Annotated in this window: 11 protein-coding genes and 1 riboswitch; of the genes, 2 read left to right on the top strand and 9 right to left on the bottom strand. The window is 60.3% G+C overall.

Annotation, left to right across the window (positions count from 1 at the left end; translation table 11 throughout):
* The first annotated feature begins 50 nt into the window (after positions 1–50).
* Positions 51–1,670, top strand: coding sequence for a citramalate synthase (gene cimA, locus NET03_RS03665; protein ID WP_252127543.1), 1,620 nt, complete (start codon positions 51–53; stop codon positions 1,668–1,670).
* Between the two features lie 50 nt (positions 1,671–1,720).
* Here the strand turns inward: cimA and asd are convergent, their stop codons facing one another.
* Positions 1,721–2,773: an aspartate-semialdehyde dehydrogenase gene (asd, locus tag NET03_RS03660; protein WP_252127542.1), complete on the bottom strand. Its 1,053-nt coding sequence runs from the start codon at positions 2,771–2,773 to the stop codon at positions 1,721–1,723.
* Between the two features lie 285 nt (positions 2,774–3,058).
* Between asd and NET03_RS03655 the strand changes: the two genes are divergently transcribed.
* A complete protein-coding gene (locus NET03_RS03655; RefSeq protein WP_252127541.1) occupies positions 3,059–4,060 on the top strand; it encodes a homoserine dehydrogenase in 1,002 nt (333 codons plus the stop codon).
* Positions 4,061–4,169: 109 nt separating this feature from the next.
* Here NET03_RS03655 and metX read toward each other — a convergent pair whose 3' ends face one another.
* From metX to NET03_RS03615, 8 genes are all read right to left on the bottom strand, one after another.
* Positions 4,170–5,282, bottom strand: a complete 1,113-nt coding sequence (metX, locus tag NET03_RS03650) for a homoserine O-acetyltransferase MetX (RefSeq protein ID WP_252127540.1) — start codon at positions 5,280–5,282, stop codon at positions 4,170–4,172.
* 136 nt (positions 5,283–5,418) lie between these two features.
* A riboswitch (SAM riboswitch) is annotated at positions 5,419–5,528 on the bottom strand.
* 1,384 nt (positions 5,529–6,912) lie between these two features.
* Positions 6,913–7,668, bottom strand: a complete 756-nt coding sequence (locus NET03_RS03645) for a sialidase family protein (RefSeq protein ID WP_252127539.1) — start codon at positions 7,666–7,668, stop codon at positions 6,913–6,915.
* A gap of 200 nt (positions 7,669–7,868) precedes the next feature.
* Positions 7,869–8,951, bottom strand: coding sequence for a lipocalin-like domain-containing protein (locus NET03_RS03640; protein WP_252127538.1), 1,083 nt, complete (start codon positions 8,949–8,951; stop codon positions 7,869–7,871).
* Complete coding sequence (locus NET03_RS03635) at positions 8,952–11,159, bottom strand: MMPL family transporter (protein WP_252127537.1); 2,208 nt, start codon at positions 11,157–11,159, stop codon at positions 8,952–8,954.
* Between the two features lie 74 nt (positions 11,160–11,233).
* Positions 11,234–12,826: an alpha,alpha-trehalose-phosphate synthase (UDP-forming) gene (locus tag NET03_RS03630; protein ID WP_252127536.1), complete on the bottom strand. Its 1,593-nt coding sequence runs from the start codon at positions 12,824–12,826 to the stop codon at positions 11,234–11,236.
* Positions 12,827–13,054: 228 nt separating this feature from the next.
* Positions 13,055–13,471 carry a plastocyanin/azurin family copper-binding protein gene (locus NET03_RS03625; protein WP_252127535.1) on the bottom strand — a complete coding sequence of 139 codons (417 nt, stop codon included), beginning with the start codon at positions 13,469–13,471 and terminating at the stop codon, positions 13,055–13,057.
* Positions 13,472–13,645: 174 nt separating this feature from the next.
* Positions 13,646–14,584 carry a polysaccharide deacetylase family protein gene (locus tag NET03_RS03620; RefSeq protein ID WP_252127534.1) on the bottom strand — a complete coding sequence of 313 codons (939 nt, stop codon included), beginning with the start codon at positions 14,582–14,584 and terminating at the stop codon, positions 13,646–13,648.
* Positions 14,581–14,901 (bottom strand): metal-sulfur cluster assembly factor, encoded by a 321-nt coding sequence (locus NET03_RS03615; RefSeq protein ID WP_252127533.1) that lies wholly within the window; start codon positions 14,899–14,901, stop codon positions 14,581–14,583. Before NET03_RS03615 ends, NET03_RS03620 begins: the two co-directional genes overlap by 4 nt.
* Between the last annotated feature and the right edge of the window lie 82 nt (positions 14,902–14,983).

Genomic DNA, 14,983 nt, shown 5'->3' with positions numbered 1-14,983 from the left:
GCCTCCCCAGCGCGGGGAGGCCGCCGAACGTTTCAGGAGAAGGAGGTCCTATGGGTAACAATGGTGCACGGCGGGTGGTGATCTACGACACGACCTTGCGAGACGGAACGCAGGGCTCCGGTGTCTCGCTGACGACTGAGGACAAGTTGAAGATCGCTCGCGCGCTAGACGAGCTCGGAGTCGCGTATATCGAGGGTGGCTGGCCGGGCTCGAATCCGAAGGACATGGCGTTCTTCGAGCGCGCACGCCATGAGGTGTGGCGGAACGCGCGTATCGCGGCCTTTGGGAGCACCCGGCGTGCCGGCATCGCGGTTGAAGACGATGCGAACTTGCGTCTCTTGGTTGAAGCCGATACGCCGACTGTGACGATTGTTGGGAAGGCGTCACGATTCCAAGTCCTTCACATCCTTGGCACCACGCTCGAAGAGAATCTCCGTATGGTGGCAGAATCGGTGGCCTTCCTCAAACAGGCAGGACGCGAGGTCATCTTTGACGCCGAGCACTTCTTCGACGGCTATGCTGAGGATCCGGATTACGCCCTCGCCGTGCTCCGTGCTGCTTGCGACGCTGGAGCCGATGCAGTGGTGCTCTGCGATACGAATGGCGGGACGTTGACTGATCCCCTTGTGCGGGCAGTGCGTCATGCGCTCAAGACGGTTTCTTGTACAGTCGGGATCCACACGCACAACGATTGCGAGTTGGCAGTGGCGAATACGATCGCAGCGGTCCTTGAGGGTGTAACACACGTCCAGGGGACAATGAACGGATTGGGCGAGCGGATTGGCAACGCGAATCTCTGCTCGGTGATTCCGATCCTCGAGTACAAGTTGGGCTATCGGTGCTTGCCACCGGGGCACCTGGGGAAGCTGACCGAGACGTCGCGCTACGTCGCTGAGGTGGCGAATCTCACCCACGATCCGCGGCTACCGTTCGTGGGCGCTTTTGCCTTTACGCACAAGGCAGGACTGCATGTCAACGCGATCGCCAAACATCCCTCGGCGTATGAGCACATCCCTCCGGAAGTCGTTGGGAACACACGGCACGTCCTGGTCAGCGAGCTCAGCGGGCGCAGCAATATTGTGGTGAAGGCACGCAGCTTTGGGATTGAGCTCGGAGACAAGCCGGATGTCGTGCGGCGGGTGCTGGAACAGATTAAAGAGCTGGAGTTCCAAGGGTACTGGTTCGAGGATGCCGATGCCTCGCTTGAGCTTCTTATCCGGCGCAACTTACCGGACTATCGGCCACCGTTCGAGGTGCTTGACTATACAGTTCTGACCGAGTACCGCAATGGCCGTGGCATGCTGGCTGAGGCGATGGTGAAGTTGCGCATCGGGAATCAGGTGTTCCACACGGCCGCTGAGGGGAACGGCCCAGTGAACGCGCTGGATCAAGCAACGCGGAAGGCTTTGCAGGAGTTCTATCCTGAAATCGCCGCAGTGGAACTTGAGGACTACAAGGTACGCGTGCTTGATGACCACCATGGTACAGGGGCGAAGGTGCGCGTCTGGATTCGCTCAGGGGACGCGCACGGCAGTTGGAACACTGTCGGCTCATCCACAAACATCATCGAGGCGTCATGGCTTGCCCTCGCTGATAGCCTGTCCTATCCGCTCGTGACGCGGGAAGAAATTGCGGCGCGGATTCCTGAATCGGAGCCGGTTCGCGTGTAAGAGAGGGGCAGCAGGCCCCCGATGTCGAGTGGCCTGCTGCCCTGATGTTCTCAGAGCCAGCCCTCTCGATAGAACAGTTCCGCATTGAGCACTGACGCGCCTGCCGCACCGCGAATGGTATTGTGCCCCAGCACGACGAACCGGATGTCGAACACGGAGCAGGGGCGGATACGACCGACGACCGACGCCATACCGCGCTCGGCATCGCGGTCAAGGACCGGTTGAGGCCGGTCGGGCTGATCCAACACGACAATTGGCTGCCGTGGTGCGCTCGGAAGCTCGAGTTCCTGCGGCCGGGCACGGAACGAGCGGAGGACCTCAGCAATCTCGCTTGGCGTTGCCGGACGACTGAGCTTCAAGCTGACCGTCTCCATGTGCCCGTCGCGAACCGGGACACGGTTGCAATGGGCGCTCAGGGTGAGTGGTGCGTCTTGGAAGGTTCCATCAGCCCACGTTCCTAAAATCTTGCGAGACTCCGCTTCGATCTTCTCTTCCTCACCACTGATGAACGGCACCACATTATCGATGAGGTCGAGTGAGGGAACACCGGGGTAACCAGCACCAGAAGCAGCCTGGAGTGTCGTGACGATCCCTTTCTCGATCCCAAAGGCGTCATAGATGGGTTTGAGCGCAAGGACGAGATGAATTGTTGAACAGTTCGGGTTCGCCACAATGAAGCCGTCACGCCAACCGCGCACTTGCCGTTGCCGCTCGATGGCGCGTGCGTGATCGGGATTCACCTCTGGAATAAGCAAGGGGACATCAGGATCCATCCGGTGGTCGCGTGCGTTGGTGAAGACCTTCTTGCCCTCGGCAGCAAGAGCTTCCTCGATCTCTCCCGCCACACCGCCGGGGAGGGCTGAGAAGACAATGGGGCTCTCGATCGGTCCCTCGATGTGCTTCACCACGAGGTTACGAACCCCTTCGGGGGGCGCCGCACTGATCCGCCAGTTGACTGCTTCGGTATAGCGTTTGCCGGCGGAGCGATCACTCGCTACAAGTTCCGCGATCCGGAACCAGGGGTGCCCGGCGAGGAGCTGGACGAAGCGTTGCCCGACACTCCCCGTTGCTGCCAAGATCGCCACATCGATCCGTTCGGCCACTGCGTCCTCCCTTCTCACGTCCTCTAAACGACAAAACCGGCAGAGGATGAGACCCCTGCCGGCGTTCGCTCGAGTTTGACCGCGCGATTACGGGCTACCCGAGCGCACGCCGGCGCAGCGCGTCGCGGTAGTCCCTGTCGTTGTCCGCGTGGCTGAGCGCACGGCGTTCATCTCTCGCGGTCCTTCCCGTTGCGCGAGGCGCTCGGGCTCGCCTACCCTGTCAGCGCCTGGGGTGACTGTACCAGGCAACCGGACGAAGGTCAAGGAGGAACGAGAGGAAGCGCAATGATGCAGACAGTCGGGATAGCTTTACTTGGGGTAGGCACAATTGGGAGTGCTGTTCTTCGCACAATTGCCGCAGAACGTGAAGCCCTGGCACAGCGAACCGGATTCGCGCTTGAGGTTCGGTGGGGGTTGGCTCGGCATCCGGAGCGTGTGGTGCAGGCAGGATTGCCAGAGTGGGCAGCGACAACGTCGATCGATCCGATTCTGGAAGACCCCACCGTAGCAGTCGTCGTGGAAGCGATGGGTGGGGAAGAGCCGGCAGCGACCTATCTGAAACGCGCCTTGACGGCGGGGAAACACGTCGTGACGGCGAACAAGGAGGCGTTAAGCAAGCACTTTGCCGAGCTCGTCGACACGGCACGGCGACATCAGCGGGCGCTGCTCTTTGAGGCGAGTGTGGGTGCAGGAATTCCCTTGATGGCGAGCTTACGGCAGTTGCTCATGGTGAACCGGATCTACCGCATCCGTGGCATTGTGAATGGAACGACCAATTACATCCTCACAGTGATGGCGGAAGAAGGAATGCCCTATCAAGAAGCGTTGCGGGAGGCGCAGCGGCTCGGCTACGCCGAGCCGGATCCTACGGCGGACGTCGAGGGGTACGACGCGGCCTACAAATTGAGTATTCTCGCGTCACTTGCTGCCGGGCGCCATATTCGACCTGATTACGTCGAACGGCGAGGCATCACCACGGTCACTCCAGACCAAATTCTCGATGCGCGGGCACGAGGCGGGGCGATGAAGCTGATTGCCCAGGCAGAACTCTTCGATGGGAGTTGGCACCTGAGCGTGCAGCCCGTCTTCGTGCCGGGGAGTGACCTTCTGGCGCATGTCCGCTTGAACCTCAATGCGATCGAGTTAACTGGTGACCGGGTCGGGACGGTCGTCCTCTACGGTCCTGGGGCCGGCCCAGCACCGACGGCCAGCGCGCTGATCGCGGACACTATTGACGCAGTGCGGTTTGGTGCGGCTTTGCTGCCGACTCTCGAACTGCCTGCCTGAGGAAGAGACCGGATCAGGATGAAGGTGACCGAGAGGCCGGGCGCTCTGGTCCGGCCTCTCGGGGCGGGTCTCGATCGGCTGCCCCGATCAGGGCAGCCAGTCCGTGTCCTCACGGTTCGCTCAGAAAGTCAGCGATCACGGGGCCAATCTGATCAAAGTCTTTGAGAAACGCGTCATGACCGTTCGGGGAATCAAGCTCCCAATATCGAGCATCAACGCCAAGTGCGCGGAGATCGTCGGCGAGACCCCGCACTTGACTTGGCCAGAACAGAATATCGGAGCAGATCCCAACGCACAGGGCTCGGGCGCGGATCAAGGCAAGTCCAGCATGGTACCCACCCCGCCCGCGTCCGAGATCGTGCGAGTCCATTGCCCGCGTGAGATAGAGATAACTATTGGCATCGAATCGCCGAACAAGCTTGTCGCCCTGGTAGTGGAGGTAGCCCTCGATGTCGTAGCGACCCAGGAACTCGGGCCAGGCAGTGTACCGCGCTTCTGTCCGTCGCTGGAAGCGTGCTGACATGAGCTCGTCGGACTGGTAAGTGATCATGCCAAGCATCCGGGCAATGGCCAGGCCACGGCGAGGTCCCTGGCCGTCCTCATATTCACCGTTTTGCCAATCGGGATCCAGCATGATGGTGCGGCGCTGCACTTCGTTGTAGGCAATCCCCTGATCGGAGAAGCGTCCCCCAACGGCGATGGGCACGATCCGCTCGACTCGCTCAGGATACATGGCAGCCCACTCGAGCACCTGCATACCACCCAGTGAGCCACCGATCACCGCATAGACTCGATCGATTCCGAGTTGGTCGAGGAGCATCGCTTGGGTGCGTACGATATCCCGGACAGTGATCAGTGGGAAACGAAGATTGTAGCGTCGTCCAGTCCGAGGATCGATCGAGCGTGGGCCGGTTGAGCCATAACAGCTGCCGAGGACATTTGCACAAATCACGAAAAATCGGTCGGTGTCGATAGGCCGGCCAGGACCCACCATCGGATCCCACCAGCCGGGGAGGTCATCCGGACCGTGCGGGGCAACGTGACTGCTCCCGGTCAGGGCATGACAGATCAGGACGACATTATCGCGGTTCGGACTGAGTTCACCCCAGGTTTCATAGGCGATGTCGACGACCGGCAAGACATCCCCATGCTCGGTGACGAACGGCTGCTCAGGCGTGGCGATGCGTGCGAGGCGATACGTACACGGCACGGTCGTCGTCACAGTTCTCCCTCCGCTCTTGGCACACGTCCTCACCGGGAAACGTGCGCCTCCCGTCGCTGGCTCATCATTTCGCGTGGAGGGATGACGAAAAACCCTCCACAACATGGTGGAGGGGCTTGCATCACTGCAAGGACCGCGCTCATCGTGCGGAGCGTTTTCGCTCCGCCGGCATTGGCACCTGGCGCAGTGGCCTGCGCTGGTTGCCGGGCTTCCTCGGGCCGTTCCCTCCACCGCTCTGGATGAGCGCCGGCCTCTCAATTGTTGGCCGATATTCTATCCTTGTCCGCTAACGTTGTCAAGACAGCCACTTGCTCTCTGGCGAACCCTCAGGCAGGTGCCGTTCTGGCGTGCTGAAAGCGCCGATCGATCTGTTGGAGATGCCAAGAGTTGCTGCAGAGCCGTGTTGGCCTTCATCACCGTCTCTGCGGAAGTACCAGCGAGCATGGGATGCTGCAAAGTCACGGGGGCAGCAACCCGATGAGCGCTGCCCCCTATCTGCGCTAGGGAGAACGTCGTGCGAACATCGCATCCTGCCGGTAGCCATCGTGTGGTGTGCCAGTGTACGGATCGAGTTGCGGAGAAGTGCTTGCGCATTTAAGCCGGTCCAGACAACGTTGATACTGTCATCGGATCCGACAGCCAGGCCGGTGTAGTCTCCGTGGAAGACATTGCAGTCCTTGCCCGCAGCGTCAGTGATCGGGGAATCGCTATACCCTGCCGGGCCACAGGCTGCTGGCCAGCGTGCCTGTGGCACGTTTTGCCCAGCCCAGTGCGTGACGGAGATGTCGACCTGTTCGCTTGGACCAAGGGTCTCCTTCCCTGTATCCTCGACCCAGAGAACGTGGACAAAACTGTCTGCTGGGGCGGGTGTGGTGTCTTCGTCCCAGGCCACGACTAACCGGCCATCTGAGAGGACTCCAGCCCAAGGGAACCACTTTGGTGCTCCTGACGCGCTGTCGATGAGCTCACGTGCTGATCAGCTGACTCCGCCGTCAAAGGAAACGACCCGGAACACATCAGTATCGAAGGAAGTTTTCGCTTGACACGGGTCGTAGTCGGGGGGATGACCGATGTTGAGAGTGCCATCCGTGAGGAAGCACCCCTCCTCTGCTGCGAGATTTGGCGTTCCGCGATCTGCAAAGACAATGATGAGGTGAGTAGGATCTGTTGGATCAACGACAATATTTCCTGCCGCGTTCCAACGGATCTGATGCCCCCAGATTGTCTGACGTGCAATGACCGGACCACGGCATATCGCTGAGCCCGTCCTCCAGTTGAACGGCTGGAACTGGATCGCTCCAGGTTTGCCCGCCGTCGGTCGACTTCACAACCATGATCTGTGCGTCGAAGTCGAAGGAGACTTCCCAAGCGCTCTGGTTCTGATAGTTGTGAAAATGGACGTATACCGTGCCGTCGGATGCCACGACAGGAATCGAGAACTGGCCTTCATCGCATTCACCCGCCGGACCGGTTGTCTGGTAGGAGCAGCTAGAGTGATGGCCAGGAATCTCCTGTGGCGGACTCCAGGTCAGTCCCCGTCGTCGGAGTAACTGAGAACGATCGGGGAGCGTGTGTAGCTGCCCTGTGGGCGGTTCACAAAGAGCGTTGCCGTCAGGTAGGCCCGTCCATACTATGGCGACGTGGGGTTGTTATCCACAGTAAGCCACTCTTTATCGAAGAAGAGTGCGCTGCGTGCCGGCCCAATGCCGGTCCCCTGCCCTTTCATGACAGTGATTTGTTCACTCCACGTGATGCCACCATCGGTCGAGCGGCTAGCAGAAACGTCTCCTTGCGCGACAAATGGCCCTCCGAGCCCGCGTACGTTCTCCAGCTGGGCCATGAGAACAACACCGTGCTTTCGATTAAACGCGGGCACGGGATCACCGCCACCCTTGCCGGTCCGAAGTGGAATCTGTCCGTCGATCCACGTTGTACCACCGTCAAATGAGGTGAAGAAACCGGTTGGGACAATCGCTGGCCGCGCACCGGTAGCATTGTTCAAGCGGTAGTAGTAATCGTTCGATCCGGCGACGAGGTGCTGTGGGTTGTCGGGGTCAACTGCGATCGCAATCTCGTTGTCTGGTGCGAACTCTTGTCCAAACTCGGGTGTGTTACAGCTGATATCGACCCATTCTGCTGGATCACCGGACGCGGTGCAGCGAAAGCGGGTAATCTGCTCCTTGCTGAACTGGCCATTTGATTGGCCGGGACGTAACTCGGTGTCGAACTGGAGCGGTGAGGGAAGCAATTGGTACGGAAGGAGACGCGCATCGATACTCGAATTGTCGTCGAAGCGCGAGACCGCGGCGGTGAGGAAAAGCGAACTGAGGACGAGTGCGAGCGATAGCGAGACGGTTGCGAGCCTGCGGATCCACTGGGATTGCATTGCTCTCCCTCCCCCGAGTGCAACAACCACTCGAGGCTCGTCCTCCCTCCTTTCCTCCCTCCTAGCAGAAGAACAAATTAACCGATGAAGCACACGGTCGTGCGCTCATCCGATGTCTTCGGCCAAAACTGTTCCTATCCTGAAACAGGACGGTTCTCTTGTCAAGTGCAGAATGATCGGTTTCGGAATGTGGAGATCATTTAGGGGGCTTGGAAGGCATATCCAGTGAGTTCGACATACCCCTGTCCGCGCACCGGATATCCCTCGTGCGTTCCGCTTACGTCGACCGCACCCTCCCAGTAGATAACGCCGGTGGAACGAAGGGTCCGGAGCTCCTGCTCGAGCACGAGCGGAGTCACTGTGAGTACGAGATTGGGCGAGGCAATCTCAAGATGCCAACCGCTCGGGTAAACGGCGCCGCTGGATGGACTCCTCCACCGGTTAGTTACGGAGATTCCGATTTGCTCGGCTTTGAGTGTCAGGATCGAGCCATCAGGACGCACCAGTGTGCCACTCTTGGTGAGGATGCGTTGGGTCGCATCACGGGACTGCCAGAGCATCAGGTCCGTACTGTCATCAAGTTGAAGGGCGAACCAATCCCATCCGCCAGGACCGAGAATGAAGTTTCCCCACTGGTGATCGTTCCAGGCGAGTCCAGAAACGGCATGCCCTTCGCCTTCGACCTCCAGCGTACCGCGTACCGTAAGACGCGTCCGCGAGTAGTAGTACGATCCGGTCTCTGGTGCCCAGGAGAAGTAGCCGTCACCGTCATGGAGGATTGGCGAACGCTGCGATTGGAGCTTGAGGCTGAAGGCAAAGTCGCGTGCTTGTGCCTCAAGCCGGTCCTGTTGGCCATCGCTAAAGAGTCTCCAATCGGCGATAACGAGCTCCAGCGGCCATCGCGCTTGACGCTGTGGTAACGCCACGACTCGCTCGTCCCAGTGGAATGTCTGCCGATCGACGACGGTGACTGCGGCATGAGCGGCGTAGACAACGGGATAACCGAAGCGCTGGACCTGAAAAACAACGAACTCGAAGCCAAAGCGCCGATCGTGAGCGCTGGTGAGGTGACCGGTGTAGTACCACCACTCCGTCAAGACATCATGTGAACCGAAGTCTCGTGGAAACTCCACCGGCGCTACAACTGGTGGTGGCGTGAGGAAGAGGCTCGCGGGGCGTGGACTGGGCTCGGTGGTGGGCTGTGGCGCTGCCGGCTGCTCCTGCCCGCGAGCGCAGGCAGAGAGTACGAGAGCAAACCAGCCGAGGAACATGCGCCTGCGCATTTAGTGCTCCATTCGGACTATCTCAAGGGTTCGGGCCATTCGGCGTGGTACCCACCAGTTCCACTGTCCCAAAAGCCGCATCGTGGCGGGTACCAGCAACGTGCGCACAATGCTCGCATCCAGGGCGATTGCCAAGGCAATGCCAAGTCCCAGCGCCTTGATAAGCACAACGTCAGCGGTCACGAATGCAGTAGCGACGACAACCAGGATGAGCGCGGCACCGGTGATGATCCGACCGCTGCGGGCGAGCCCGGTTGCGACTGCGATACGGTTGTCGCGAGTCTGATCCCAAGCTTCACGCATCCGGCTGAGAAGAAAGACTTCGTAGTCCATCGAAACCCCAAACAGGATACAGAACATCACAATGGGGAGCGAAGCTTCGGTGAAGCCGAGTGGCGAGAAGCGGAGTAGTGAGCTGAAGTGCCCATCTTGGAACACGAAGACCAGGGCGCCGTAACTCGCGGTGAGACTAAGGACGTTGAGGATGATTGCTTTGAGCGGCAGGAAGACGGATCGGAGGAGCAGAAAGAGCACCACGTATGTCGCAAGAACGACCGTTAAGGCAGCATAGGGAAACTCGCTATACATCCGGTCGACGACGTCAACGATCTCTGCCGTGCCACCATCGACCCAGAGGCGAAGTCCAGGACCGGGGTCCATCCGTCGGATGTCGTGGAGCAGCTGCTTGGCGCGATCGCTTGCCGGAAGGCTGTCGGTATAGACGTAGACGGCAGCGAGGTGATCGCCTGCTAGCTGCTCGTATGCTCGGCGAAGAACCGGGTCGGGGATCTGTGTAGGATCAACATAGAGCATCTGGTACTGTGCCAAGGTAATCCGTGGGTCGATCGTGACCAGGCTTGTGATGCTGGTCACTCGCGGATCGGCGGCAAGCCGGCGTGTGAACTCGTAGAGAGCGGCAAGGGTCTGCGGGTCGTTGACCGGACGCTCCGTTTCAATAGCGATGATGATAGGTGAAAGCGCACCGTCACCGAAAGCGCGTCGGAATTCGTCAAGTGCCTGCCGCGAGGGTGTTGAAGTGGGCAAGATGGTCGCGTCGGGAGAGCTGAGCTTGACGTGTCGGAACGGGAGCCCCAAGAGCACAAGCACAACGATAACAGGGATTGCGACCTGCAGAGGACGCTGCATGACGAACTCGGTTATTCCATGCCAAAAGCGACCGGTTTCTGGTCCGCGGCGGATCACCTGGAGTGCGTCAACCCACCGGCCGAGGATCCCGAGTAGCGCCGGCAGCAGCGTGAGGCTGGCGCTGACCGCGACGAGGACGACAAGAATGCCCGCAATACCGACAGAGCGCATGAAGAGGAACTCGAAGAAACCAAGCCCGGAAAGGCCGATCAACACGGTCAGACCCGAAAAGAAGACCGCCCGACCCGCAGTGGCTGTCGTGCGTGCGACAGCCTGTTCGAGTTCATTGGCAGCGAGTTCCTCGCGGAACCGGCTGACGAGGAAGAGTGAGTAATCAATGGACAGGCCCAGGCCCAGCAAGGTTGCGACATTCAAGGTAAAGATCGAGAGTTCGGTCACGCGTGTCAGTGCGTAGACGAGACCAAGGACAAGCGCAACCGTCACGCCGCCGATGAAGAGCGGCACGGCCGCAGCGATGACGCTGCCGAACACGAACAGAAGTGCAGCGAGCGCGAATGGGAAAGCAATCAACTCGGCGCGGCGAAGGTCACGCTCAGTCACGCGTTCCAGGTCAGCATAAAAGGCAGGGGCACCAGCCAGCTGGACACGGAGCTCGGTGGGGACAATCGCGGCTTGGATCTCGTCAAGGACGCGCTGCGCTTCTTCAGGTTGGAGATCGAGATCGATGACCGCGTAGGCAAGCGAGCCATCGGGAGCGACCTGACTCGGATTTTCCGTGAACCAGCGGATACCGGTCACGTGAGGCACCGAAGTCACATTGCGGAGCGCCTGCTGTGCTTGTTCGACGAAGGAAGGGTCGGAAGGATGGAGCGACGGGTGGGAGAAAAGAACAATGAGCGAACTCGGACTATACCTGGGGATCCGCTCACGCAGGAGTTCACGGGTGCGAGCCGCCTCAGTGTGTGGGCTCGAAAACCCCCCTACCTCAAGTGCGCCGCTCACCCGCGGAAGGAATGGCAAGGCGGCTACCACAGCGAGAAGCCAGAGGGTGAGGACAGCCCACCGATAGCGATAAGAAAAGTGACCGATCCGCTCGAACATGGTCTCCCTCCCGCGCTCCACTCTGCCACCGCCGAGAGTTGTACCAGAACAGATGGCAGGGCGCGTGGAAACTGTCAGGAGGGTGCGGCCACACGGTGCGGTGCGCGCTCGGCTCGGAGATCGGCGATGTCCTGAAGCTGATCGATGAGCCAGCGACGGAGGTCGTGTTCGAGGACGTGTCTCCGCAGTTGCTCTGCGCGCCACGCTCGCTCGGCTTCGGGCATCGTCAGCCCACGCCACAGAGCTTGCGCTGTTCCCTCGATGTCAGTCGGCGAGACGGTCAATGCCCACTGGCCTAGTTGCTGGTAAGCTCCAGCCCCTTCAGAGAGGATAAGCACGCCGTTGCGCTCGTTGAGGAGTGCTCCTTCCTTGGCGACCAAGTTCATCCCGTCGAAGATCGCATTGACGAGGAGGACGTCGTAGAACCGCATCGCAGCCAGAGCGCGCGGGTAGTCGTCACCGACAAAGAGATGGACCGGTTGCCAGTGGATGCCTTCCACTTCGGCCGCGTTGGCGTACTTGGCATTGATCCGCCCAACCACCGCGTTAATCTCGTCCAGATAGTTGATATACTCGGCAACTTCCATCCGGGTTGGCACGAGAAAGGCAAGGAAATTCACACGACCGATCAGTTCCGGATGTGCCTCGAGGAGGCGATCATAGGCGAGGAAGCCGCGCACAACATTCTTACTCGGTTCGGCCCGATCCACGCGGACAATCGTGAATTCGTTGCGGTAGGCCTGGAGATGCTCCTCATGACGCCGTGCGTCTTCGCTGTTCGCGACAGCGCGCACAAGTTCAGGATCGATCGAGATGGGATAGACGCGTACCCGCGTGATGCGCCCACGGTAGGCCACCTCACGACGGCGATAGTCGACTTCAGCGTCGGGAAGGTTCGCGTCGACGGTGTTCAGGAAGCTCCGGGCATGTCGTGGCGTCTGAAAACCAACGATGTCGTTGGCAAGCAGTCCTTCGCAGATCGCGCGCCGCATCACCAAGGGCAGCAGGCGCCAGTAATCCTGGTCGGGCCAGGGGATGTGCACAAAATGATGGAGAAGAAGATCGGGTCTGAGTTCACGGATAAAGGCGGGCACAAGATACAGGTGGTAATCCTGAAGCAAGATGATCGGCTCGCGCGGGACGGCAGCGGCGGCGGCGACCACCTCTTCCGCAAACAGGCGGTTTACCACCACGTATCCCTCGTGCCAGGCTTGCCAGGTGCGGTAGTCGATATCCGGTGCGCGTGGCGTGTCCCACAGGTAGTGCTGAAGGAACCAAAGGAGCGGGTTTGCGATCCGGTTGTAATAGCCTTGGTACGCACTGGGATCCGGCACGACGAAGCGAAGACGGAACCCTGGGAGATCAGGAAGGTCGAGGAACGGTTCGCCCCGACGACGCATCTCTTCGGCTTTCAACCGGTCTGCACTGGTCATCGCGCAGGCGACCCAGATTGCCTCAGCATAGCGTGCTGCGGCGCTCATGGCGGTGATCACGCCGCCGGTGCCACGCTTGGTGACGAAGTCGCCATCGGACGTCTGGTGAAACTCGACGGGACCGCGGTTGGAAACGATCACGAGAGTTGTGCAATCGAGGAGTTCGCGGATTGCGTTTGGTAGTTGTGCGAGAAGCTGTCCGTCCTGGTGAGTCCAGGCCTGGTGGGGTACCATCGCGGCCCTCCTCTCTCGTCGATTTGTCTCGCCAGACCTGTCCGAAATTGGAGGTGAGCATCCCCGATCCGGTCCTGGTGCCGACCGGTGTCGAGGCAGACGCGCTCCCGTGCGTGGCTAGCGACATCGTAGCACATCGCACGCCGCGATTGCACTTGAGGGAAACAAAGACGGCTGGGGATTTCCCCAGCCGCTGCGATCACGTCCTCGTAATTGCCTTTGTGAAAGCTACTTAACCTCGAGCTTTCCAACCATCCCCAGCTCCTTATGGCCGGGAACTGTGCACCAGGTGTCGTAAGTGCCGGCCTGGCTGGGAGCAGTGAAGGTCCAGTCGACCGACTTCCCCGGGTCGACCATCGGTGACGTCTGATTGATCACGTCGATATGGTAGTCGTGCTGCAGGGTTCCCACATTCTTCAGCGTGACGGTCACGCTCGCGCCGGGCGAAACGGTAATGGTCGCGGGGTTATACTTGTATTCGCTCATCTCGATCGTAATCTTCCCACCGCCACCACCGCTCGTCCCACCGCCACCGCCACCGCAGGCAGCGAGTAGGGCACTGACGGCCGGCACGGCGACGGCCAGCGCTCCAGCCCGACGAAGAAGACTGCGTCGTGTCAAGCGCTCGTTCTGCTGTGTCGCCATGAACTTAGCCTCCTCACTCGGCAAGGACCTCTCGTTCCCTGCACCAACACTCCGCCTGTTCCCTGGGAGAGCTGAGGCATGCTCAGCTCCCGCGCAAAGTATGCCAAACAGTCCGCTCGCACGCGCTTTGTCGACCGCAGAAGTCAAACTTTCCCCGACACGGGGCCGCATCGTTCAGCCGAGGATGTCACGAATGGTGACGAACCGGTACCCAACCTGTTGCAGGGACTCGATCAAGGCCGGTAATGCAGCGGCATCGGTCGATTGTGCGCCGACGTGGAGCAAGACGATCGCTCCAGGTGCGACGGCGCGCTCGACACGCTCGACCACGTCTTCCGGGGGAATTCCACGCCAGCCGAGCGAGTCCACTGTCCACATAACGACGATGGTGTAGCCGGCTTGCGGGAGTTGCTGCAGGAGGTCGTCGTCGTAGTCACCGTAGGGTGGGCGGAAGAACGGTCGCATGGTCTCGAGGCTGCCAGACACTGCAGCAACCGCCTGTTCTGCGCCGCGGAGTTCGGCGAGCCTCTCCGCTGGTGCGAGCGGAGCGCTACCAGTCGAGTGACCGGTGAAGGAAGGGTGCGTGTCGCTGTGGTTGATCAGGTCGTGACCCTCCTCCAGCATACGGGCGACGAGATCAGGATTTGTGCGGGCCCACGCTCCGGTCATCCCGAAGGTGACGCGGATACCGCGACGTGCGAGTTCATCGAGAATCTCTTCGGCATAGCCACGATCAGCACCACAGTCAAAGGTGAGTGCAACAACCGGCTCGCTAGTCGGGAGCCGCGTGATGATCACGGCTCGTGGTCCACTCGGCGCTGGCGTCGGGGACGGTGGCACTGGCGTTGAGGTGACAGGAGGAGTGGGTGCGAGCGTGGGAGTTGCCGTGGCAAGTGGTAAGGGCGTTAGAGTAGGGCTGGGGAGCGTTGTGAGCGTTGGTGAAGGAACCACCGCCGTTGCCGTCGGCAGTGCTGGTACTGTCAGTGATGGGGAAACCTGGACTACGGTGGGTGTCGGGTAGATGGCTGGTCCGCGGCAGGCGAGCGCAAGCAGGAGCCAACTGAGTAGCCCAGTGATAACCAGCGGCCTTGGGAAGTGCTGGCGCTCGCTCACCAGATCCCCAGCGCGTCCTTGGCCTCTTCGCTCATCATGTCTGGCGTCCAGGGAGGACTCCAGACAAGGTTAATCTCCACGTTGCCAAGATCTGGAAGATCGCGCAGCGCGAAGTTCACCTCTTCCGTCAGAATTGGCCCCAGCGGGCAGCCGAACGTCGTCAACGTCATTGTCACAATGACGTCGGTCTTGCCGTCCTCCCGGTCAACTACGTCGATGCCGTAGATAAGGCCCAGGTTGACGACGTCAATCCCCAGTTCCGGGTCGATCACTTGCTTCAATCGCTCTCGGACATCGTCTTCCGTGAATTTGGCCATTGCCTCCTCCTTGGATTCTCCGTCGATGGAGTGTTGTCGTATGACATCGAATATCCGGTTGATCTTTGGCAACCGTTGCGGC

It is taken from the genome of Thermomicrobium sp. CFH 73360, from assembly GCF_023806465.1.
GTDB lineage: Bacteria > Chloroflexota > Chloroflexia > Thermomicrobiales > Thermomicrobiaceae > Thermomicrobium.
The sequence above is the reverse complement of the archived record's forward strand: the minus strand, read 5'-3'. Positions and strand labels throughout refer to the sequence as shown.